Origin of the sequence: Pseudomonas sp. R76 (assembly GCF_009834565.1) — a bacterium.
In the GTDB taxonomy this organism is placed as follows: domain Bacteria; phylum Pseudomonadota; class Gammaproteobacteria; order Pseudomonadales; family Pseudomonadaceae; genus Aquipseudomonas.
Genome location: NZ_CP019428.1, coordinates 497,635 through 518,758, shown reverse-complemented (window position 1 = coordinate 518,758; position 21,124 = coordinate 497,635). Strand labels below are relative to the sequence as shown.

The 21,124-nt window shown below is 60.7% G+C and carries 20 protein-coding genes; 15 read left to right on the top strand and 5 right to left on the bottom strand.

Annotation, left to right across the window (positions count from 1 at the left end; translation table 11 throughout):
* Nucleotides 1–174 precede the first annotated feature (174 nt).
* Both PspR76_RS02275 and rpmE read right to left on the bottom strand, forming a co-directional pair.
* Nucleotides 175–1,443 (bottom strand): malic enzyme-like NAD(P)-binding protein, encoded by a 1,269-nt coding sequence (locus PspR76_RS02275; protein WP_159953780.1) that lies wholly within the window; start codon nt 1,441–1,443, stop codon nt 175–177.
* A gap of 288 nt (nt 1,444–1,731) precedes the next feature.
* Nucleotides 1,732–1,965, bottom strand: coding sequence for a 50S ribosomal protein L31 (gene rpmE / locus PspR76_RS02270; RefSeq protein WP_005784030.1), 234 nt, complete (start codon nt 1,963–1,965; stop codon nt 1,732–1,734).
* A 360-nt stretch (nt 1,966–2,325) separates the two neighbouring features.
* On the opposite strand from rpmE, the gene PspR76_RS02265 reads away from it, so the two are divergent.
* The 10 genes from PspR76_RS02265 to PspR76_RS02220 all read left to right on the top strand — a co-directional run bounded on the left by PspR76_RS02265 (nt 2,326) and on the right by PspR76_RS02220 (nt 15,259).
* A complete protein-coding gene (locus tag PspR76_RS02265; RefSeq protein WP_159953779.1) occupies nt 2,326–4,545 on the top strand; it encodes a primosomal protein N' in 2,220 nt (739 codons plus the stop codon).
* A 204-nt stretch (nt 4,546–4,749) separates the two neighbouring features.
* Nucleotides 4,750–6,486 carry an arginine--tRNA ligase gene (gene argS, locus PspR76_RS02260; RefSeq protein ID WP_159953778.1) on the top strand — a complete coding sequence of 579 codons (1,737 nt, stop codon included), beginning with the start codon at nt 4,750–4,752 and terminating at the stop codon, nt 6,484–6,486.
* 1 nt (nt 6,487) lies between these two features.
* Nucleotides 6,488–7,189, top strand: a complete 702-nt coding sequence (locus PspR76_RS02255; protein ID WP_053253947.1) for an SPOR domain-containing protein — start codon at nt 6,488–6,490, stop codon at nt 7,187–7,189.
* A gap of 257 nt (nt 7,190–7,446) precedes the next feature.
* Nucleotides 7,447–7,977: an ATP-dependent protease subunit HslV gene (gene hslV, locus PspR76_RS02250; RefSeq protein WP_010563201.1), complete on the top strand. Its 531-nt coding sequence runs from the start codon at nt 7,447–7,449 to the stop codon at nt 7,975–7,977.
* 36 nt (nt 7,978–8,013) lie between these two features.
* The gene (hslU, locus tag PspR76_RS02245) at nt 8,014–9,351 is read left to right on the top strand and encodes an ATP-dependent protease ATPase subunit HslU (protein WP_008439258.1); all 1,338 of its coding nucleotides are present in this window, start codon (nt 8,014–8,016) and stop codon (nt 9,349–9,351) included.
* A 171-nt stretch (nt 9,352–9,522) separates the two neighbouring features.
* Nucleotides 9,523–9,900, top strand: a complete 378-nt coding sequence (locus tag PspR76_RS02240) for a gamma-butyrobetaine hydroxylase-like domain-containing protein (protein WP_159953777.1) — start codon at nt 9,523–9,525, stop codon at nt 9,898–9,900.
* Between the two features lie 249 nt (nt 9,901–10,149).
* The gene (gene phaC / locus PspR76_RS02235) at nt 10,150–11,829 is read left to right on the top strand and encodes a class II poly(R)-hydroxyalkanoic acid synthase (protein ID WP_159953776.1); all 1,680 of its coding nucleotides are present in this window, start codon (nt 10,150–10,152) and stop codon (nt 11,827–11,829) included.
* Nucleotides 11,830–11,995: 166 nt separating this feature from the next.
* On the top strand, nt 11,996–12,841 hold the full coding sequence (gene phaZ, locus PspR76_RS02230; protein WP_159953775.1) for a poly(3-hydroxyalkanoate) depolymerase: 846 nt from the start codon (nt 11,996–11,998) through the stop codon (nt 12,839–12,841).
* An 88-nt stretch (nt 12,842–12,929) separates the two neighbouring features.
* Nucleotides 12,930–14,612, top strand: coding sequence for a class II poly(R)-hydroxyalkanoic acid synthase (gene phaC / locus PspR76_RS02225; protein ID WP_159953774.1), 1,683 nt, complete (start codon nt 12,930–12,932; stop codon nt 14,610–14,612).
* 26 nt (nt 14,613–14,638) lie between these two features.
* Nucleotides 14,639–15,259: a TetR/AcrR family transcriptional regulator gene (locus tag PspR76_RS02220; RefSeq protein ID WP_159953773.1), complete on the top strand. Its 621-nt coding sequence runs from the start codon at nt 14,639–14,641 to the stop codon at nt 15,257–15,259.
* Nucleotides 15,260–15,432: 173 nt separating this feature from the next.
* Here PspR76_RS02220 and PspR76_RS02215 read toward each other — a convergent pair whose 3' ends face one another.
* The 3 genes from PspR76_RS02215 to PspR76_RS02205 all read right to left on the bottom strand — a co-directional run bounded on the left by PspR76_RS02215 (nt 15,433) and on the right by PspR76_RS02205 (nt 17,208).
* Complete coding sequence (locus tag PspR76_RS02215; RefSeq protein WP_159953772.1) at nt 15,433–16,392, bottom strand: phasin family protein; 960 nt, start codon at nt 16,390–16,392, stop codon at nt 15,433–15,435.
* 12 nt (nt 16,393–16,404) lie between these two features.
* Entirely contained in the window at nt 16,405–16,827 is a 423-nt protein-coding gene (locus tag PspR76_RS02210) for a phasin family protein (RefSeq protein ID WP_159953771.1), read from the bottom strand.
* A 105-nt stretch (nt 16,828–16,932) separates the two neighbouring features.
* On the bottom strand, nt 16,933–17,208 hold the full coding sequence (locus PspR76_RS02205; RefSeq protein WP_159953770.1) for a polyhydroxyalkanoic acid system family protein: 276 nt from the start codon (nt 17,206–17,208) through the stop codon (nt 16,933–16,935).
* Between the two features lie 145 nt (nt 17,209–17,353).
* Here PspR76_RS02205 and ubiE point away from each other — a divergent pair, with 145 nt between their 5' ends.
* Genes ubiE through PspR76_RS02180 form a run of 5 tightly spaced genes read left to right on the top strand, consistent with a single transcriptional unit; the run spans nt 17,354 to nt 21,117 of the window.
* Nucleotides 17,354–18,124 (top strand): bifunctional demethylmenaquinone methyltransferase/2-methoxy-6-polyprenyl-1,4-benzoquinol methylase UbiE, encoded by a 771-nt coding sequence (gene ubiE, locus PspR76_RS02200; RefSeq protein WP_003171186.1) that lies wholly within the window; start codon nt 17,354–17,356, stop codon nt 18,122–18,124.
* Entirely contained in the window at nt 18,124–18,747 is a 624-nt protein-coding gene (locus PspR76_RS02195; protein ID WP_159953769.1) for a ubiquinone biosynthesis accessory factor UbiJ, read from the top strand. The genes ubiE and PspR76_RS02195 overlap by 1 nt, the downstream gene beginning before the upstream one ends.
* A complete protein-coding gene (gene ubiB, locus PspR76_RS02190) occupies nt 18,744–20,348 on the top strand; it encodes a ubiquinone biosynthesis regulatory protein kinase UbiB (protein ID WP_159953768.1) in 1,605 nt (534 codons plus the stop codon). The genes PspR76_RS02195 and ubiB overlap by 4 nt, the downstream gene beginning before the upstream one ends.
* A 41-nt stretch (nt 20,349–20,389) precedes the next feature.
* Nucleotides 20,390–20,782 (top strand): phosphoribosyl-AMP cyclohydrolase, encoded by a 393-nt coding sequence (gene hisI, locus PspR76_RS02185; RefSeq protein ID WP_058423690.1) that lies wholly within the window; start codon nt 20,390–20,392, stop codon nt 20,780–20,782.
* Nucleotides 20,783–20,784: 2 nt separating this feature from the next.
* Nucleotides 20,785–21,117: a phosphoribosyl-ATP diphosphatase gene (locus PspR76_RS02180; RefSeq protein WP_003209299.1), complete on the top strand. Its 333-nt coding sequence runs from the start codon at nt 20,785–20,787 to the stop codon at nt 21,115–21,117.
* Nucleotides 21,118–21,124 lie beyond the last annotated feature (7 nt).

The following is a 21,124-nucleotide window of genomic DNA, read 5'->3' as shown; positions in this document are numbered from 1 at the left end:
AGCGATCATGTGGGAGCTGGCTTGCCTGCGATAGCGGACTGCCTGATACACCGCCATCGCGGGCAAGCCCGACTCCCACAGGGTTTACCAGACGGCTGAAGACCGTATTCAAACAGCCACAAAAAAGCCCCGACTCGCGAGAGCCGGGGCTTTTTGTTGGTGCGTTACAACGGCTTAGCCGTTGAACACATCATCCACGCTTTGCAGCGGGTAGTGCTTCGGATACGGCAGGGTGGCCACACCGGTCTCGATGGCGGCTTTGGCCACGGCATCGGAGATCAGGGTGATCAGGCGCTTATCCATTGGTTTCGGGATGATGTACTCACGACCGAACGCCAGTGGAGCACCACCGTACGCATCGCATACATCCTGAGGCACCGGCAGCTTGGCCAGTTCACGCAGGGCGTTGGCGGCAGCGACTTTCATCTCTTCGTTGATGCGCTTGGCGCGAACGTCCAGGGCACCACGGAAGATGAACGGGAAGCCCAGTACGTTGTTGACCTGGTTCGGGTAGTCCGAACGGCCGGTGGCCATGATCACGTCGCTACGGGTAGCGTGCGCCAGCTCCGGGGAGATTTCCGGGTCCGGGTTGGAGCAGGCGAACACGATCGGGTTGGCCGCCATGGATTTCAGGCCTTCGGCGCTCAGCAGGTTCGGGCCGGACAGGCCAACGAACACGTCTGCACCGTCGAGGGCGTCAGCCAGGGTGCGCTTGTCGGTCGCGTGGGCAAACATCGCTTTGTACTGGTTCAGGTCGGTACGCTCGGACTGAACAACGCCCTTGCTGTCGACCATGAAGATGTTTTCCAGCTTGGCGCCCATGCTCACCAGCAACTTCATGCAGGAGATGGCCGCAGCGCCGGCGCCCAGGCAGACGATTTGCGCGTCAGCCAGGGTTTTGCCGGCGATTTCCAGAGCGTTGATCATGCCGGCCGCGGTAACGATTGCGGTGCCGTGCTGGTCATCGTGGAATACCGGGATGTCGCACTGTTCGATCAGGGCCTTTTCGATCTCGAAGCACTCAGGTGCCTTGATGTCTTCCAGGTTGATGCCACCGAAGGTGATGGAAATGCGCTTAACGGTGTCGATGAAAGCCTGCGGGCTTTCGGAATCGACTTCGATGTCGAAAACGTCGATGCCGGCAAAGCGCTTGAACAGCACGCCCTTACCTTCCATGACTGGCTTGGAAGCCAATGGGCCGAGGTTGCCCAGGCCGAGAATCGCGGTGCCATCGGAAATCACTGCAACCAGGTTGCCTTTGCCGGTGTACTTGTACGCCAGTTCAGGGTCGCGGGCGATTTCACGTACGGGCTCGGCAACGCCAGGGCTGTAGGCCAGCGACAGGTCGCGGGCGGTGGCAGTGGCTTTGGTGAGCTCTACACTCAGCTTTCCTGGACGAGGATGGGCATGATATTCGAGAGCGGCAGTTTTCAAATCAGACATATCGGCATTCCGCTTTTACTGTTGGTCGACGGACCGCCGAGGATACGCGTGTCGCAAAGTCCCTACAAGACTGGGCAGTCACAGGTGTCAAGGGCCCTGCGCTACGACTTTTGGCCAAGAGCCACGGGATACAAGGGCTCAACTGTTCACAATCGACTTAAAAAATGTCTACAATTTTTTGTTTAAATTCGATTTGATCGATGTGCTGCCAAATCGCAGGCACAAAAAAGGCGCCCACAAGGGACGCCTTTTTCAACAGCTGGCAAAAACCCAAAGGGCTTTTGAGCCTTACTCTGCTGGAGTAGCAGCAGGCTTCTTGCCGAAAGCACCAAAGCGATCTGCGAAGCGCTGTACACGGCCGCCGGTGTCCAGAGTTTTCTGCTTACCGGTGTAGAACGGGTGGCACTCGTTGCATACGTCAGTACCCAGTGGCTTGCACAGGTTCGAACGAGTTTCGAACTTGTTGCCGCAGCTGCAGGTGACTTCGATGGTTTCGTACGCTGGATGGATATCGGCTTTCATGGTGACTTCCTCGGGCTAGCGTGCCGCCACTCGACACTATTGTCGAATACCGCACGTAATTAGGCCGCGGATTCTACCAGACCTTTTTAAACGCGCAAGCGGCGGTTCCGGCCGATTGGTCACATATAAGCCCCTTTCATCCGAAAAACTGCCGGCTCACCGCGATCAATGTGGGAGCCGGGCTTGCCCGCGATGGCGGTGTGTCAGGCACCCAATCCTGCGACTGATACGCCGCCATCGCGGGCAAGCCCGGCTCCCACAGAAGTGCTGCCTCGTGCACCACAGACAGGACACCCCCACCGCAGGTCTGCTAGGCTCCCGCCCCTGCGCCACCGCCTGCCTTTATATGAGACTCCCCGCGTGCCCGACGCCATTTTGCGCCTAGCCCTGCCCTCGCCCCTGCGCCGCCTGTTCGACTACCGTGCCCCGGCCGGCGTGCTGCGGACGCAGTTGCAGCCAGGCATGCGCGTGCGCGTGCCATTTGGGCGCCGAGAGATGATCGGCATTCTGGTCGAAGTGGCCGATCACAGCGAAGTCCCCGCAGAAAAGCTCAAGCCCGCCATAGCCATCCTCGACACCACGGCGCCGCTGCCACCGGCCTTGTTCAAGCTGTGCCTGTGGACCGCCCAGTATTACCAGCACAGCCTCGGCGATACCTTGAGCTGGGCGCTGCCGGTGTTGTTGCGCCAGGGCGAGTTGGCCGAAGCACGCCAGGAACGCTTCTGGTCGATGGTGCCCGGCGCGCGCCTCGATGACCCACGCATCGCCCGCGCGCCGCGCCAGCGAGAAGCCCTGGCGACGTTGGCCCAACACCCGCACGGCGTGGCCCATCAGCTATTAAGCAAGCTGATGCTGAGCAAAGACAGCCTCGACCTGCTGCTGGCCAAGGGCATGGTGCAAGTGGAGATCCGCAAGCACGCCCCGGACCCGCGCCATGACCACTGGCTGGCCCAGCCGGAACTGCCACTGAACCCCGAGCAGCGCGCGGCGTACGAAGCCATTCGCGCTGGTTTCGACAGTTTCCACGCGTTCCTGCTGGCTGGCGTGACCGGCAGCGGCAAGACCGAAGTGTATTTGCAGTTGATCCGCGAAACCCTGCAAGCCGGCAAACAGGCGCTGGTACTGATCCCGGAGATCAACCTCGGCCCGCAAACCCTGGCGCGTTTCGAGCAACGCTTCAACGCGCGCATCGCCCTGGTGCACTCGGCGGTCAACGACCGTGAGCGCCTGGAATCCTGGCTGGCGGCGCGGGACGGCGAGGCCGACATTATTATCGGCACCCGTTCGGCGCTGTTCACACCGATGAAAAACCCCGGCCTGATCATCATCGACGAGGAGCATGACGGCTCCTATAAACAGCAAGAAGGCCTGCGCTACCACGCCCGCGACCTGGCGCTGGTGCGTGCGCGCCAGGAAGACATCCCGATTGTGCTGGGCTCGGCCACGCCGTCTCTGGAAAGCCTGCACAACGCCTACACCGGCCGCTATGGCCTCCTGCGCCTGAACGAGCGTGCCGGCGGCGCCAAGCAACCGCGCTTCCTGCGCCTGGATGTGAAAAGTCGGCCACTGGACAGCGGCATTTCCGGGCCGATGCAGCAAGCCATCGGCCAGACCCTCGCCGCTGGCCAGCAGGTCCTGGTGTTTCTCAACCGCCGAGGGTTTGCGCCGACGCTGCTGTGCCATGACTGTGGCTGGATGTCGGAGTGCGAACGTTGCGATGCGCGCATGACCGTGCACCAACGCCACGGCGAGTTGCGCTGCCACCACTGCGGCCATGTGGAGCGCACGCCGCGCCACTGCCCGCAATGCGGCAAAGTGGATTTGCGCCCAGTCGGCGCGGGCACCGAGCGCGCCGAAGAACGCCTGGGGATTCTGTTCCCGGATTACCCGGTGCTGCGGGTCGACCGCGACAGCACGTCGCGCAAAGACGCGATGAATCAGCTGTTCGCCACCATCCAGAAGGGCCAGCCGTGCATCTTGATCGGTACGCAGATGCTTGCCAAAGGGCACCACTTTCCACGGGTCACGCTGGTGTCGATCCTGGATGCCGACGGCGGTCTGTTCTCCGGTGACTTCCGCGCCAGCGAGCGCATGGCGCAACTGATCGTGCAGGTCGCAGGCCGCGCGGGGCGTGCCGAAGAGCCAGGCAAAGTGATTATCCAGACACACCTGGCCGACCACCCGCTGCTGATTCAACTGACAGAACAAGGCTACTTTGCCTTTGCCGAACAGGCGCTGAGCGAACGCCGCTCCGCCGGCCTGCCGCCCTTCTCGCACCTGGCACTGCTGCGGGCTGAAGCGCATAAACCGGGGCAAGCGGAAAGTTTTCTGGATGAAGCCTGCAGCGCCGCCGAACGTTTGCTCGGCGAACTGGGTCTGACCGGCATCGAATTGCTCGGCCCGGTGCCTGCGCCCATGGAGCGCCGCGCCGGGCGTTATCGCGCTCAGCTACTCTTGCAGGCAACGTCCCGCGCACCGCTGCATCGGCTATTAAGTAGCTGGTTGCTTGCCCTGGAGCAAATGCCCAGCGGCCGGCAAGTGCGATGGTCGCTGGATGTGGACCCGGTAGATTTGTATTGATAGCAAAACCGCTATCGCAGGCAAGCCAGCTCCCACATGTAGAAGTATTCACCCATTAAAATGTGGGAGCGGGCTTGCCCGCGATGAGGCCCGCAGGTCTACCAACCCGTCTGAACGGTTGGCAAGCCCGCCCTCGCCACGGATAATGCCCAGTTTTTCCACCTGCGCATCGCGCGCCGCCGCTTGCGGTCGAAAGAGAACACCATGAAAGACACCATTCGCCAGCTGATCCAACAAGCCATCACCCAACTCGTCAACGAAGGTGTGTTGCCTGAAGGCCTGACGCCGGCGATCCAGGTGGAAAACACCCGCGACAAGACCCATGGCGACTTCGCCAGCAACATTGCGATGATGCTGGCCAAGCCTGCGGGCATGAAACCGCGCGACCTGGCGGAAAAAATCATCGCAGCCCTGCCTGCCGACGAGAGCGTCACCAAGGCCGACATCGCCGGCCCAGGCTTTATCAACTTCTTCCAGAACACCCAGGCCCTGGCTTCGCGCCTGGACGCCGCCCTGGCCGACGCCAAGATCGGCGTGCGCAAGGCCGGCCCGCTGCAGCGCGTGGCGGTTGACCTGTCGGCCCCCAACCTGGCCAAAGAAATGCACGTGGGCCACCTGCGTTCGACCATCATTGGTGACGGCGTGGCGCGGGTGCTGGAGTTCCTCGGTGACACCGTAATCCGTCAGAACCACGTGGGCGACTGGGGCACCCAGTTCGGCATGCTGATGGCTTACCTGCAGGAAAACCCGATCACCAGCAACGAGCTGGCCGACCTGGAAAACTTCTACCGTGCCGCCAAAAAGCGTTTTGACGAGTCCGAAGAATTTGCCGACCGCGCCCGTGGCCTGGTGGTCAAGCTGCAAGCCGGTGACGAGGAATGCCTGGCGTTGTGGGGCCGCTTCCGCGAGATCTCGCTGTCGCACTGCCAGGAAATCTACGAGCTGCTCAACGTGAAGCTGACCATGGCCGACGTGATGGGCGAAAGCGCCTACAACGACGACCTGATCAACGTGGTCAACGACCTCAAGGCCGCGGGCCTGCTGGTCGAGAGCAATGGCGCGCAGTGCGTGTTCCTCGAAGAATTCAAGACCGCCGACGGCGAGCCGCTGCCGGTGATCATCGTCAAGGCCGATGGCGGCTACCTCTACGCCACCACCGACCTGGCGGCCGTGCGCTACCGCAGTGGCGTGCTGAAAGCCGACCGTGCGCTGTACTTCGTCGACCAGCGCCAGGCCCTGCACTTCCAGCAGGTGTTTGAAGTGGCACGCCGCGCAGGCTTCGTCACCCACCCGATGCACATGGAACACATGGGCTTCGGCACCATGAACGGCGCCGACGGCCGCCCGTTCAAAACCCGTGACGGCGGCACCGTGAAGCTGATCGACCTGCTGACCGAAGCCCAGGAACGCGCCTACAACCTGGTGAAGGAAAAGAACCCGGAACTGGCCGAGGCCGACCTGCGCAACATTGCCCGCGTGGTAGGCATTGGCGCGGTGAAATACGCCGACCTGTCCAAGCACCGCACCAGCGACTACAGCTTCAACTTCGAACTGATGCTCAACTTCGAAGGCAACACCGCGCCGTACCTGCTGTATGCCTACACCCGTGTGGCTGGCGTGTTCCGCAAACTGGGCAAGGACTTCAGCGAAGTTGACGGCCATATCGTGCTGGACGCACCGCACGAACAGGAACTGGCGGCCAAACTGGCGCAATTCGGCGAAGTGCTGAACAGCGTCGGCGAAAAGGGCACGCCGCATATCCTCTGCACCTATTTGTACGAAGTCGCCGGCCTGTTCTCCAGCTTCTACGAGAACTGCCCGATCCTCACCGCCGACGACGAAGCCCAGAAGCAAAGTCGCCTGCGCCTCGCCGCACTGGCTGGACGGACCCTCAAGCAAGGCCTGGAATTGTTAGGCCTGGAAACCCTGGAGCGTATGTAAGTTGGCTGCCAAGAAAAAACCTGCACCCAAGCGCGGCGCCAGCCGCTATCAAGCCCCGGCGAAGAAGCCGATCCCGGGCTGGTTGTGGATGGCCATCGGCCTGGCGGTCGGTGCGTTTGTCGTGATCCTGATGAAGCTGGAGCCGGGCAAGGGCGATGACGTCAAACGCGTCAAGCAAGAGCAGCAGAAGGCCACGAAAATGGCCGAAGCCAACAAGACGGCGCCAAGCCCGACCGCACCGGTGAAGCCGAAGTACGACTTCTATACGCTGCTGCCGGAATCGGAAGTGATCGTGCCGCCCGACGCCGTGCCGGAAAAAACCCTGCCGACGCCGCAAGTGCCGACCACGCCGGTCACTCCTGCGGAAGCGGCGAAGATCGACACGGCCCGCGCCCAAGCCGCATTGGCCGGGATCACCCCGCCACCGCCGCCGCCGGTGGCGACCACCAAGGCTGCGCCAGTGACCAAGTTCTTCCTGCAAGCGGGCTCGTTCCCGAAACAGGCGGATGCGGATCGGGTACGTGCGCAGATTATTCTGTTGGGCCAGGCGGTGACGGTGGAGTCCGGCACGGTGAAGGACGCGACCTGGTATCGCGTGCTGGTGGGGCCGTTCAGCAACCGTGAACAGCTGACCGTGGCGCAAAAGCAATTGGCCGGTGCCGGGTTTAGTAACCTGTTGTTACAACAACGCCAGAGCCGTTGATTCAAGCTTAACGCCGCTCAAAATGTGGGAGCTGGCTTGCCTGCGATGGCGGTGTAACAGTCAATATTTTCAGTGACTGACACACCGTCATCGCAGGCAAGCCAGCTCCCACATTGGTTTTATGGGCCTCTGGAAAATGTATAAGACCAATAAACACCACTCGTCCGCACACCCTTCCTACGGTTGAAATCCCCCCCGCCACCCCCATATGAGATTCCAACAGGGCATTTTCGCCCCGCTGCGTGGAGACTCTCCCCTTGACCACCATCGTTTCAGTACGTCGCCACGGCAAAGTCGTCATGGGCGGCGACGGCCAGGTTTCACTTGGCAACACCGTGATGAAAGGCAACGCCAAGAAAGTGCGTCGCTTGTACCACGGCCAGGTTCTCGCGGGCTTTGCCGGCGCTACCGCCGACGCCTTCACCCTTTTCGAGCGTTTCGAAGGCCAGCTGGAAAAACACCAGGGCCACCTCGTACGTGCCGCGGTTGAGCTCGCCAAAGAATGGCGCACCGACCGCTCCCTCAGCCGCCTGGAAGCCATGCTCGCCGTCGCCAACAAAGACGCGTCCTTGATCATCACCGGTAACGGCGATGTGGTTGAGCCTGAACATGGCCTGATCGCCATGGGTTCCGGCGGTGGCTACGCCCAAGCGGCAGCCAGCGCACTGCTGAAGAAAACCGACCTGTCGGCCCGTGAAATCGTCGAGACTGCCCTGGGCATTGCGGGCGATATCTGCGTGTTCACCAACCACAACTTCACCATTGAGGAGCAGGACCTCGCCGAGTAAGCCGTAGGCTTATTCCGCTTGAGGCCGCCAAACACTATGTCCATGACTCCCCGCGAAATCGTCCATGAACTTAATCGCCATATCATCGGCCAGGACGATGCCAAGCGCGCCGTTGCTATTGCGCTGCGTAACCGCTGGCGCCGGATGCAATTGCCCGAAGAGTTGCGCGTTGAAGTAACGCCAAAGAACATCCTGATGATCGGCCCGACCGGCGTCGGTAAAACCGAAATCGCCCGGCGCCTGGCCAAACTGGCCAATGCACCGTTCATCAAGGTCGAAGCCACCAAGTTCACCGAAGTGGGCTATGTGGGCCGCGACGTTGAGTCGATCATCCGTGACCTGGCCGACGCCGCCTTGAAACTGCTGCGCGAACAGGAAATGACCAAGGTCAGCCACCGCGCCGAAGATGCTGCCGAAGAACGCATCCTCGACGCCCTGCTGCCACCGGCACGCATGGGTTTCAACGAAGACGCCGCACCGTCGTCCGATTCCAATACCCGTCAGCTGTTCCGCAAGCGCCTGCGTGAAGGCCAGCTGGATGACAAGGAAATCGAGATCGAAGTGGCTGAAGTCTCCGGCGTCGATATTTCCGCACCGCCTGGCATGGAAGAAATGACCAGCCAGCTGCAGAACCTGTTCGCCAACATGGGCAAGGGCAAGAAGAAAAGCCGCAAGCTCAAGGTGAAGGAAGCGCTGAAACTGGTGCGCGACGAAGAAGCCGGGCGCCTGGTGAATGAGGAAGAGCTCAAGGCCAAGGCCCTGGAAGCGGTCGAGCAGCATGGCATCGTGTTTATCGACGAGATCGACAAGGTCGCCAAGCGCGGCAACTCCGGCGGCGTCGACGTGTCCCGCGAAGGCGTACAGCGAGACCTGCTGCCGCTGATCGAAGGCTGCACCGTGAACACCAAGCTGGGCATGGTCAAGACTGACCACATCCTGTTTATCGCCTCGGGTGCGTTCCACCTGAGCAAGCCAAGCGACCTGGTGCCGGAGCTGCAAGGCCGTCTGCCGATTCGCGTGGAACTCAAGGCGCTGACCCCAGGCGACTTCGAGCGCATCCTCAGCGAGCCGCATGCTTCGCTCACCGAGCAGTACCGTGAGCTGCTGAAAACCGAAGGCTTGGGCATCGAGTTCCTGCCGGACGGTATCAAGCGCCTGGCGGAGATTGCCTGGCAGGTCAACGAGAAGACCGAGAACATTGGTGCGCGTCGTCTGCACACCTTGCTTGAGCGCCTGCTTGAGGAAGTGTCCTTCAGCGCTGGCGACATGGCCGGTGCGCAGAATGGCGAAGCGATCAAGATCGACGCTGACTACGTTAATAGCCACCTGGGCGAATTGGCGCAGAACGAAGACCTGTCTCGTTATATCCTGTAAGCCTTTTAGAAAATGGTCTATGTAGGGGCCTGGCTTTTGTGGGAGCTGGCTTGCCTGCGATAGCATCACCTCAGTGTTTCTGAAACACCGAGGTGCCTGCATCGCGGGCAAGCCCGGCTCCCACAGAAGCCCTCCTACATTTTTGAGCCGGTTTCTTCAGGATTATTATCAATGTCGAAATTTCCTACTGCTGTAAACCTGCACAAAACCTCCAACACCCTCGGTCTCACCTACGGGCCCGATGAGGTCTACCAGCTCCCCGCCGAACTGTTGCGCACTCACTCGCCTTCCGCCGAGGTGCAGGGCCACGGCAAACCCATCCTGCAATTCGGCAAGCTCAACGTCCGGCTGATCAAGATAGAACCGGCCGGTCAGTACGCACTGAAACTGACCTTTGACGACGGCCATGACAGCGGACTGTTCACCTGGGACTACCTTTACCAGTTGGCCGTGCGCCAGGAAGCACTGTGGGCCGACTATCTTGCTGAACTCAAAGCGGCCGGCAAAACCCGCGATCCGAGTGAGTCGGTCGTGCGGCTGATGCTCTAACTCAGGCGTCTTGCTCTTTAGAGGGCATTTTCTAATTTCATCTGCTTGAATGCCCTGTCGCGTGGTCAACGATTGGCCCGCTTGCGAAAAAAATTAAACTCGGGTAACCAATGGAACTGGCAAGTTCCCTGCATTTGACGATGCGGTATCAACGGTCACCCGAGTTGCAGTACCAGGCTGGTGTCGTGTATCGAAATTGGGTGCGCAGCAATCGCCGGTACTCGTCTTTCGGACAATGGAGCGTCGTAGATGAGTAACAAGAATAACGATGACTTGAAACGCCAGGCCTCGGAAAACACCTTGGGGCTGAACCCGATCATCGCGTTACGCAAAAAGGATTTATTGGCCTCAGCGAAGATGGTGCTGACCCAAGCCATCAAGCAACCGTTGCACAGCGTCAAACACGTCGCCCATTTTGGCGTCGAGCTGAAGAATGTGATGTTCGGCAAATCAGTGTTGGCGCCCGAAGGCGATGACCGTCGCTTCAGCGACCCGGCGTGGAGCCAGAACCCGCTCTACAAGCGCTACTTGCAAACCTACCTGGCGTGGCGCAAGGAACTGCACGACTGGATCGGCGACAGCAACCTCTCGGAACAGGACATCAGCCGCGGCCACTTCGTGATCAACCTGATGACCGAAGCCATGGCCCCGACCAACAGCGCGGCCAACCCGGCGGCGGTCAAACGCTTCTTTGAAACCGGCGGTAAAAGCCTGCTCGATGGCTTGTCCCACCTGGCCAAAGACATGGTGCACAACGGCGGCATGCCGAGCCAGGTCAACATGGGCGCCTTTGAAGTGGGCAAGACCCTGGGCACCACCGAAGGCGCCGTGGTTTTTCGCAATGACGTGCTGGAGCTGATCCAGTACAAACCGATCACCGAGCAGGTGCACGAGCGCCCACTGCTGGTGGTGCCGCCGCAGATCAACAAATTCTATGTATTCGACCTGAGCCCGGAGAAGAGCCTGGCGCGCTTCTGTCTGCGTAATGGCCAGCAGACGTTTATTGTCAGCTGGCGCAACCCGACCAAGGCCCAGCGCGAGTGGGGCCTGTCGACCTATATCGAGGCGCTCAAGGAAGCGGTCGATGTGGTCACGGCGATTACCGGCAGCAAAGACATCAACATGCTCGGCGCCTGCTCCGGTGGCATCACCTGTACTGCATTGCTTGGCCACTACGCGGCGCTGGGCGAGAAGAAGGTCAACGCCCTGACCCTGTTGGTGAGCGTGCTCGACACCACCCTCGACACCCAGGTGGCGTTGTTCGTCGACGAACAGACCCTGGAAGCGGCCAAGCGCCATTCCTACCAGGCCGGCGTGCTGGAAGGCCGCGACATGGCCAAGGTGTTTGCCTGGATGCGCCCCAACGACCTGATCTGGAACTACTGGGTGAACAACTACCTGCTGGGCAACGAGCCGCCGGTGTTCGACATTCTGTTCTGGAACAACGACACCACGCGTCTGCCGGCAGCGTTTCATGGCGATTTGATCGAGCTGTTCAAGAACAACCCGCTGGTACGCGCCAACGCCCTGGAAGTGTGCGGCACGCCGATCGACCTCAAGCAGGTCACCGCCGATATCTATTCCCTGGCCGGCACCAACGACCACATCACGCCGTGGCAGTCTTGCTACAAGTCGGCGCAGCTGTTTGGCGGCAAAGTCGAATTTGTGTTGTCCAGCAGCGGGCATATCCAGAGCATCCTCAACCCGCCAGGCAACCCCAAGGCCCGCTACCAGACCAGCGATGGCCTGGCAGGCAAGCCGCTGGAGTGGCAAGAGAATGCAACCAAGCACACTGACTCGTGGTGGTTGCATTGGCAGGCATGGCAGGCAGAGCGGGCGGGGAAATTGAAGAAGGCTCCTACGAGTTTGGGTAACAAAACCTATGCCGCGGCTGAGGCGGCGCCGGGTACTTATGTGCATGAACGATAAGCACGTTGTGTGGTTGAAATGAGATCAATGTGGGAGCTGGCTTGCCTGCGATTGCGGTGGGTCAGCCAGATGATGAGCTAACTGACAGATTGCTATCGCAGGCAAGCCAGCTCCCACATAGACCGCGTTCCCACCGATAAATAGCGCCACTTCACAGGGCTTGAGCATGCCGCAACCGTTCATCTTCCGTACCATCGACCTGGATGGCCAGACCATTCGCACGGCGGTACGCCCGGGCAAGCCTCACTTGACGCCGCTGCTGATCTTCAACGGCATCGGTGCCAACCTTGAGTTGGTGTTTCCGTTCGTCCAGGCGCTGGACCCGGACCTGGAAGTGATCGCCTTCGATGTACCGGGCGTGGGCGGTTCGTCGACGCCCAATCGGCCTTATCGATTCCCCGGCCTGGCCAAACTCACCGCGCGCATGCTCGATTACCTGGACTATGGCCAAGTGAATGCCGTGGGCGTGTCCTGGGGCGGCGCGCTGGCGCAACAGTTCGCCTATGACTACCCGGAGCGCTGCAAGAAGCTGATCCTGGCCGCCACCGCTGCCGGTGCATTCATGGTGCCGGGCAAGCCCAAAGTACTGTGGCTGATGGCCAGCCCGCGGCGCTATATCCAGCCGTCCCATGTGGTGCGCATCGCGCCGATGATTTATGGCGGCTCGTTTCGTCGCGACTCCAAACTGGCCGCCGAGCATGCGAGCAAAGTGCGCTCGGCCGGCAAGCTGGGTTACTACTGGCAGCTGTTTGCCGGGCTGGGCTGGACCAGCATCCACTGGCTGCACAAGATCCGCCAGCCGACCCTGGTGCTGGCCGGCGACGACGACCCGCTGATCCCGTTGATCAACATGCGCCTGCTGGCCTGGCGCATTCCCAACGCGCAGTTGCACATCATCGATGACGGCCATCTGTTCCTGATCACCCGGGCCGAAGCCGTGGCACCGATCATCATGAAGTTTCTCGAAGAGGAGCGCCTGCGGGCCGTGATTCACCCGCGACCGGCCGTGTAAGGACTGCACCGCCGCGCAACTTGCCGAGAACCGACTATGGTTCTGAATTGGCGTGCCCGTTGTTGCCTTGACGAAGGAGTGTTGGCTCATGCGAGAAAGACCCGTGACGAACCCGGCGCCCACACCTGCCGTGTTCATCAATGCGCAAAATGCGATCACCGGCCTGCGCGGTCGGGACTTGCTGGCGACCCTGCGCAGCGTCGCCGCCCACGGCTTGCGCAACCCGGTGCACACCGCGCGTCATGCCCTGGCGCTGGGCGGTCAGCTCGGCCGCGTGCTGCTGGGCGAAACCGTGCATGAGCCCAACCCCAACGACGCGCGCTTCGTCGACCCCACCTGGAAGCTCAACCCGCTGTACCGGCGCAGCCTGCAGGCCTATTTGAGCTGGCAGAAACAGACCCGCCACTGGGTCGACGACAGCACCCTGAACGCCGATGACCGCGCCCGTGCCCATTTTGCGTTCTCGCTGCTCAATGATGCCGTGTCGCCCTCCAACACTTTGCTCAACCCGCTGGCCGTCAAGGAGCTGCTCAACTCCGGCGGCAACAGCGTGGTGCGCGGTGTGAGCAACCTGTTTGACGACTTGCTGCACAACAACGGCCTGCCCCGCCAGGTCAGCAAACACGCGTTCGAAGTGGGCAAGACCGTAGCGACCACACCCGGCTCGGTGGTGTTTCGCAACGAGTTGCTGGAGCTGATCCAGTACAAGCCCATGAGCGAAAAACAGTACGCCAAGCCGCTGCTGATCGTGCCGCCGCAAATCAACAAGTACTACATTTTCGACCTGAGCCCGGCCAACAGCTTTGTGCAGTACGCGCTCAAAAATGGCCTGCAGACGTTTATGGTCAGCTGGCGCAACCCGGATGTGCGCCACCGTGAATGGGGCCTGTCCACCTATGTCGCCGCGCTGGAAGAAGCGCTCAACGTGTGCCGGGCGATCACCGGCGCCCGCGAGGTCAACCTGATGGGCGCCTGCGCAGGTGGGCTGACCATCGCCGCGCTGCAAGGCCATCTGCAAGCCAAGCGCCAGCTGCGGCGCGTCTCCAGCGCCAGTTACCTGGTGAGCCTGCTGGACAGCCAGCTCGACAGCCCCGCCACGCTGTTCGCCGACGAGCAAACCCTGGAGGCTGCCAAACGCCGCTCCTACCAGCAAGGTGTGCTGGATGGGCGCGACATGGCCAAGGTGTTTGCCTGGATGCGCCCCAACGACCTGATCTGGAACTACTGGATCAACAACTACCTGCTCGGCAAGGAACCGCCGGCGTTCGACATCCTGTACTGGAACAACGACAACACGCGCTTGCCCGCCGCGCTGCACGGCGATTTGCTGGATTTTTTCAAGCACAACCCATTGAGCCATCCGGGCGGCCTGGAAGTGTGCGGCACACCGATCGACTTGCAGAAGGTCACGGTGGACAGCTTCAGCGTGGCCGGGATCAACGACCACATTACGCCGTGGGACGCGGTGTATCGCTCCACGCAATTGCTCGGCGGCGAGCGGCGCTTCGTGCTGTCCAACAGCGGGCATGTGCAGAGCATCCTCAACCCGCCGGGCAACCCCAAGGCCAATTACGTCGAAAACCCCAAGCTGAGCAGCGACCCGCGCGCCTGGTACTACGACGCCAACCACGTCGAAGGCAGCTGGTGGCCGCAGTGGCTGGCGTGGATTCAACAACGCTCCGGCGTGCAGCGCGAAACCCTGACCGCCCTGGGCAACCAGAATTACCCACCGATGGAAGCGGCGCCGGGCACTTACGTGCGCGTGCGCTGAGTCAACGATCACATTAAGAAGACTGGATGAAGACCCGCGACCGTATCCTTGAATGTGCCCTGCAGTTGTTCAACCACAAAGGCGAACCGAACGTGTCGACCATGGAGGTGGCCAATGAAATGGGGATCAGCCCCGGCAACCTCTACTACCACTTTCATGGCAAGGAACCGCTTGTGCTCGGGTTGTTCGAGCGCTTTCAAAATGAACTGGCGCCGCTGCTCGATCCGCCTGCGGATGCGCAGCTGAGAGCTGAAGATTACTGGCTGTTCCTGCACTTGATCGTCGAGCGCATGGCCCATTACCGGTTTCTGTTTCAGGACTTGTCGAACCTGGCCGGGCGTTTGCCGAAGCTGGCCAAGGGCATTCGCAACTTGCTGACGGCGCTCAAGCGCACGCTGGCTTCATTACTGGCGCGGTTGAAGGCGGCGGGGCAACTGGTCAGTGATACCCAGGCGCTGGGGCAATTGGTGGAACAGATCACCATGACTTTGCTGTTTTCCCTGGATTACCAGCGGATTCTGGACCGGGAGGGCGAGGTGCGCGTGGTGGTGTACCAGATCATGATGCTGGTGGCGCCGCACTTGCTGTTGCCGGCACGGCAGGCGACCGAAAAATTCGCCCTCAAGTACCTGGATGACATGGATTAAAAATGTGGGAGCGGGCTTGCCCGCGATAGCGGTGGGTCAGTTAGCACCTATGGCATCGGCAGACCGCAATCGCGGGCAAGCCCGCTCCCACATTGGAACTATGTGGGTAATAAGATCGCCCACAAAAAACGCCCGACCTTCACAGGCCGGGCGTTTTTTGTGCCCTGAAAAAATCAGGACTGACTGGTTGGCGTCGGGGTTGCCGGCGATGCAGTCGGGGTAGCAGCGGGCGTCGGTGCGGACACCGAGTTGGCTGTCGACGCGGTAGGCGCCGGGGTTGCAGGCTTGGCCGCAACAGCAGGCTTTGGCGCTGCTGGTTTTTTCGCTACAGCAGGCTTCTTGGCGGCGGCTGGTTTTGCCGCTGGCTTTGCAGCCACAGGTTTTGCAGCAGGTTTAGCCGCGGCGGGCTTGGCTGCAGTTTTCGCAGCGGCCGGCTTGGCAGCCGGTTTAGCGGCGGCAGTTTTAGCCGCAGGTTTCGCCGCAGTCTTGGCTACTGGTTTGGCAGCAGCTTTAGCGGCCACGGGTTTAGCAGCAGGCTTGGCGGCGGGTTTGGCAGCAGCGGTTTTAGCGGCAGGCTTGGCAGCCGGTTTAGCCGCTGCTTTGGCCGGGGCCTTGGCCGCAGGTTTGGCAGCAGCTTTAACCAGTGGCTTGGCCGCAGATTTTGCAGCCGGTTTGGCGGCAGCCGTTTTAGCGGCAGGTTTGGCAGCAGGCTTGGCCGCTGCGGTTTTAGCCGGAGCCACTTTAGCGCCGGTGAGTTTTTCGATTTGCTTGGTCAGGGTATCGACCTTGCTGTGCAGCGTCTTCAGTTCCGCTTTGCTGGGCACACCCAGTCGCGAAATGGCACTGTTAAGACGCTTGTCGAAAGTTTCTTCCAACTTGCCCCAGGTATCCGAAATAGTCGACTTGGCGGAACCTGCGCTGGCCTTTGCCGCTTCGACTTTTTTACCCACTGTGGTTTTGGTCAACTTCTCGGCCTTCTCGCCGTCTTTGACCAAAGTCTCGAAGTACTTACCGCCGTCACTGCTAACCTTCGAGTACACGCCTAAACCAGCAAGCCAGATCTTACGGGAATATTTTTCAACTTCCCCGATCCACGAGCTGCCTTCTTTCTGAGTAGTCTTTTTAACAGCCATCCCGATGTCTCCTTAGTGTTTACGCGCGACACGTTCTAGCAATGCCGTCAGCTCTTCGAGCTTAGCAGAGAGTGTCTCAACGTCATGTTTAGACGCAATGCCGATCCGATTCAAGGCACTTGCAACACGCGTGTCAAAAGCTTTTTCAACTTTATCCAGTTGAACTTCAACCAAACCTTTGACGCTTGAGACATTACTCTTTACTTGGTCAATCTGACTGTTGGCGGCATCAAGTTGTTCAACCACAACTTTTTTGCCTTTACTTTCAACATGTTGACCGGTCTTAACCAGCTCTTTGAAGTACTCGCCGCCCTCGCTGCCGACCTTGGCATAGGCACCAAGACCGGCCAGCCAGATCTTGCGGGCATAGCTTTTAACGTCACTCAGGGCGGTAGACTGAACGTCGATTTTTTTCTTCAAAATAACTTTGGCCATGGTGCACCTCACGCAGATTAGGGTCGAGGAACGGCCCACAGGAGTTGAGGGCTTGGGCACAAAGTAGGGTGAAAAATTAGAATCGGCACCCTAAGCGCATTCGGGTCAGGCCAGTGCCTTATCCAGGGCTTTTTCGATTTCGGACTTGATCGTGCCACTCATGGCCGACATCAACAGGCCGAGTTCCACATCAATGCGCAGCGAATCATCGGCGACTAACACAGTGCCTTTAACCCCCGAACGCTTAAGGTTGAGGGTATCGCCGGACCACGACGGCTCCAGGCCATATTGCTCCTTGAGTTTGTTCGCCAACTTCTCGGCCTTCGCCCGCGCAGCTTCTTTACCCAGGGAATGTGCACGCTCAACGGTAATACGGGCCATTGCAATGACTCCTCTTTTTAACGACTCAGAACACCTGCCATGCGGCAAAAGGTCTCGGTGACCGCCTATCTTACCTTCAGCCTTGCCAAGACAAAGTAGGCCTTGGGGATTATCATGTCCCGCATTCTCTTTTGGTGACAGCGATATGACTGATCAGCGCAAAGGCAGCGATGCCGAACCCACCACTCACTTCGGCTTCAAGAACGTTCCGGAAAGCCAGAAAGCGGAAAAAGTCGCTGAGGTGTTCCACTCCGTAGCCGCCAAGTACGACCTGATGAACGACGTGCTGTCAGGCGGCATGCACCGCCTGTGGAAGCGCTTCACTATCGAGCTGTCGGGCGTACGCACCGGCAACCGCGTGCTGGACATCGCCGGCGGCACGGGCGACCTGGCGGCCAAATTCTCCAAGCTCGTCGGCCCTACCGGCCAGGTCGTGCTGGCCGACATCAACGGCTCGATGCTCAAGGTCGGCCGTGACCGCCTGCTGGATAAAGGCGTGGCCGGCAATATCGAATTCGTCCAGGCCGACGCGGAAAAGCTGCCGTTCCCGGACAACCATTTCGACTGCGTGACCATCGCCTTCGGCCTGCGCAACGTCACCCATAAAGAAGACGCGATCCGCTCGATGCTGCGCGTGCTCAAGCCGGGTGGCCGCCTGCTGGTGCTGGAGTTCTCCAAGCCGACCAACGCGCTGATGTCCAAGGTCTACGACACTTACTCGTTCGCCTTTATGCCGTTGATGGGCAAGCTGATCACCAATGACGCCGAGAGCTACCGCTACCTGGCCGAATCGATCCGCATGCACCCCGACCAGGAAACCCTGAAGTCGATGATGGTAGAGGCCGGTTTCGACCGCGTGACCTACCACAACATGACCTCGGGTATCGTCGCCCTGCACCGCGGCATCAAGCCCTGATGCTGTTCCAGGGCCTTCTCGCCAGCGTCGAACACGGCATCAACCGTGTGCTGCGCCTGGACAGCACCGCCCTGGCGCGGCTCGCGCACTTGAACGGCAAGGTGATTGCCGTCGATTGCACCAGCCCCGCCATGCAGCTGTTTATCCTGCCCAGCGATGAAGGCCTGCTGCTCGCAAGCCAGTGGGCCGCCGAGGCCGACTGCACCCTGCGCGCGCCGGCGTCGAGCCTGTTGCACCTGGCACTGAGCCGCAACAAAACCGCCATCCTCCACGGCCCCGAAGTGGAGCTGGAAGGCGACAGCGCGGTGCTGATGGACCTGGCCGCCGTGCTGCAAGACCTGGAACTGGACTGGGAATACGAGCTGTCACGCTGGATCGGCCCCGTGGCCACCCAGTTGATCAGCGGGCACCTGCGCAGCCGCTCGCGCTGGTATCAGCAGGGGTTTGCCAGCCTCAGCCAGAACCTTGCCGAATACCTGAGCGAAGAATCGCGCACCCTGGTCGGAGAACGCGAAGCGCAAGCGCGCTTTCGTGAACTCGACAAGGCCAAAATCGACCTGGAACGCCTTGAGGCACGCTTCGAGCGCCTGAGCCGTTCCCTTGATCCAAGCGATAACGCATGAAGCTGCTCGCCGTCCGCCGTTTGTTTCGTATCCAGCGCGTCGTAATTCGCTACCGCCTCGATGACCTGCTGTTCGCCCTGCCCTTGCCGTGGTTCCTGCTGGCGGTGCGCTATGTGCTGCCGTGGCGCTGGTTCCCGCGCAAACAGCTGGAGCTGAGCCGGGGCGCGCGCCTGCGCCTGGCGCTGCAGGACCTGGGGCCGATCTTTATCAAATTCGGGCAGATCCTCTCCACCCGCCGCGACCTGTTGCCCGAAGACATCGCCGATGAGCTGATGCTGCTGCAGGACCGCGTGCCGCCGTTTGACTCCCAGCAGTCGATGAAGCTGATCGAAGAGCAGCTGGGCAAGAAGATCAGCGAAGTGTTCCGCCGTTTCGACGTCGACCCGCTGGCCTCGGCCTCGGTTGCGCAAGTGCATGCGGCGCAGCTCAAGACCGGCGAAGAAGTGGTGGTGAAGGTGATTCGCCCCGGCCTCAAGCCGATCATCGGCCAGGACCTGGCGTGGCTGTTCATCCTCGCCCGCGCCGCCGAGCGTTTCTCTGCCGACGCGCGCCTGCTGCACCCGGTGGACGTGGTCGCCGACTACGAAAAAACCATCTACGACGAACTCGACCTGCTGCGCGAAGCCGCCAACGCCAGCCAGCTCAAGCGCAACTTCGAAGGCTCGCAGCTGTTGTACGTGCCACAAATCTATTGGGACTGGTGCCGCCCGAAAGTGCTGGTGATGGAGCGCATCTACGGCGTGCAGGTCACCGACCTCGCCACACTGGCCGACCAGCGCACCGACATGAAGATGCTCGCCGAGCGCGGCGTGGAGATCTTCTTCACCCAGGTGTTCCGCGACAGCTTCTTCCACGCCGACATGCACCCGGGCAACATCTTCGTCAGCACCGTCAACCCGTGGAGCCCGCAGTACATCGCAATCGACTGCGGCATCGTCGGCAGCCTGACCCCGGAAGACCAGGATTACCTGGCGCGCAACCTGTTTGCCTTCTTCAAGCGCGACTACCGCCGCGTGGCGCAGTTGCACATCGATTCAGGCTGGGTGCCGGCAGAAACCAAGCTCAACGAATTCGAAGCGGCGATCCGCACCGTGTGCGAGCCGATCTTTGAAAAACCGTTAAAAGATATTTCATTCGGCCAGGTGCTGATGCGCCTGTTCCAGACCGCGCGGCGCTTCAATATGGAAGTGCAGCCGCAGTTGGTCCTGCTGCAAAAAACCCTGCTGAACATCGAAGGCCTTGGCCGTCAGTTGTACCCGGACCTCGACCTGTGGAACACCGCGCAGCCGTTCCTGGAGCGCTGGATGCGTGAGCGCGTCAGCCCGAAAACCTTGCTGGGCAACCTGCAAAGCCAAGTGGAGCAGCTGCCGCACCTGGCCAGCATGACCCGCGACCTGCTGGAGCGCATGTCCCAGCCCCACGCCAAAGACCCCGCGCCGCCGTGGCAGAAGCGCAAGGACGACTGGTTCCTGCGCCTGCTGGGCGCCGCGCACCTGGTTGGCGGCGTGATGCTCGCCATCGGCGGGCCGCTGAACCAACTGGGCCACTGGCCGGCCGGCATCATGGTCGCCGTGGGTGTTTATCTGATCGTGCGTCGATAGCCGATCCGGTTATACACTGTCGCAAATTGCCGGAGCGGAACATGAAAGACTGGCTGGACGAGATCAAGTGGGACAGTGACGGCCTGGTGCCGGCCATTGCCCAGGACTACAAGACCGGGCGCGTGCTGATGATGGCCTGGATGAACCGCGAGGCCCTGAGCCTTACTGCCACTGAGCAGCGCGCCATTTACTGGTCACGTTCGCGTGGCAAACTGTGGCGCAAGGGCGAAGAGTCCGGGCACGTGCAAACCCTGCACGAGATGCGCATCGACTGCGACGCCGACGTGGTGATCCTGATGGTCGAGCAGATCGGCGACATCGCTTGCCACACCGGTCGTCACAGTTGCTTCTATCGCGTGTTCGAGAACGGCGAATGGAAGGTGGTTGAACCGGTGCTCAAAGACCCGCACGCCATTTACTCGGCAGGACACTGAACATGAGCGATACCCTCAACCGCGTGGCCCAGGTGCTGGAGGACCGCAAAGGCGCGGACGCCGACAGCTCCTACGTCGCCAGCCTGTACCACAAGGGCTTGAACAAGATTCTGGAAAAACTCGGCGAAGAATCCGTCGAGACCATCATTGCCGCCAAAGACGCCCAGATCAGCGGCGACTGCAGCGATGTGATCTACGAAACCGCTGACCTATGGTTCCACAGCCTGGTCATGCTCGCCCAACTGGGGCAGCATCCACAGGCCGTGCTGGATGAACTGGACCGTCGCTTCGGCTTGTCCGGGCACGCCGAAAAGGCCTCGCGCCCGTCCGCCTGAATAACTT

Coding starts and splice junctions, on each gene's coding strand:
- phaZ (WP_159953775.1), top strand. CDS start 11,996: ATGCCGCAACCGTTCATCTTCCGTACCATCGACCTGGATGGCCAGACC.
- phaC (WP_159953774.1), top strand. CDS start 12,930: ATGCGAGAAAGACCCGTGACGAACCCGGCGCCCACACCTGCCGTGTTC.
- hslU (WP_008439258.1), top strand. CDS start 8,014: ATGTCCATGACTCCCCGCGAAATCGTCCATGAACTTAATCGCCATATC.
- PspR76_RS02220 (WP_159953773.1), top strand. CDS start 14,639: ATGAAGACCCGCGACCGTATCCTTGAATGTGCCCTGCAGTTGTTCAAC.
- ubiB (WP_159953768.1), top strand. CDS start 18,744: ATGAAGCTGCTCGCCGTCCGCCGTTTGTTTCGTATCCAGCGCGTCGTA.
- hisI (WP_058423690.1), top strand. CDS start 20,390: ATGAAAGACTGGCTGGACGAGATCAAGTGGGACAGTGACGGCCTGGTG.
- PspR76_RS02275 (WP_159953780.1), bottom strand. CDS start 1,443: ATGTCTGATTTGAAAACTGCCGCTCTCGAATATCATGCCCATCCTCGT.
- PspR76_RS02180 (WP_003209299.1), top strand. CDS start 20,785: ATGAGCGATACCCTCAACCGCGTGGCCCAGGTGCTGGAGGACCGCAAA.
- PspR76_RS02210 (WP_159953771.1), bottom strand. CDS start 16,827: ATGGCCAAAGTTATTTTGAAGAAAAAAATCGACGTTCAGTCTACCGCC.
- PspR76_RS02215 (WP_159953772.1), bottom strand. CDS start 16,392: ATGGCTGTTAAAAAGACTACTCAGAAAGAAGGCAGCTCGTGGATCGGG.
- argS (WP_159953778.1), top strand. CDS start 4,750: ATGAAAGACACCATTCGCCAGCTGATCCAACAAGCCATCACCCAACTC.
- PspR76_RS02195 (WP_159953769.1), top strand. CDS start 18,124: ATGCTGTTCCAGGGCCTTCTCGCCAGCGTCGAACACGGCATCAACCGT.
- PspR76_RS02205 (WP_159953770.1), bottom strand. CDS start 17,208: ATGGCCCGTATTACCGTTGAGCGTGCACATTCCCTGGGTAAAGAAGCT.
- rpmE (WP_005784030.1), bottom strand. CDS start 1,965: ATGAAAGCCGATATCCATCCAGCGTACGAAACCATCGAAGTCACCTGC.
- ubiE (WP_003171186.1), top strand. CDS start 17,354: ATGACTGATCAGCGCAAAGGCAGCGATGCCGAACCCACCACTCACTTC.
- PspR76_RS02240 (WP_159953777.1), top strand. CDS start 9,523: ATGTCGAAATTTCCTACTGCTGTAAACCTGCACAAAACCTCCAACACC.
- phaC (WP_159953776.1), top strand. CDS start 10,150: ATGAGTAACAAGAATAACGATGACTTGAAACGCCAGGCCTCGGAAAAC.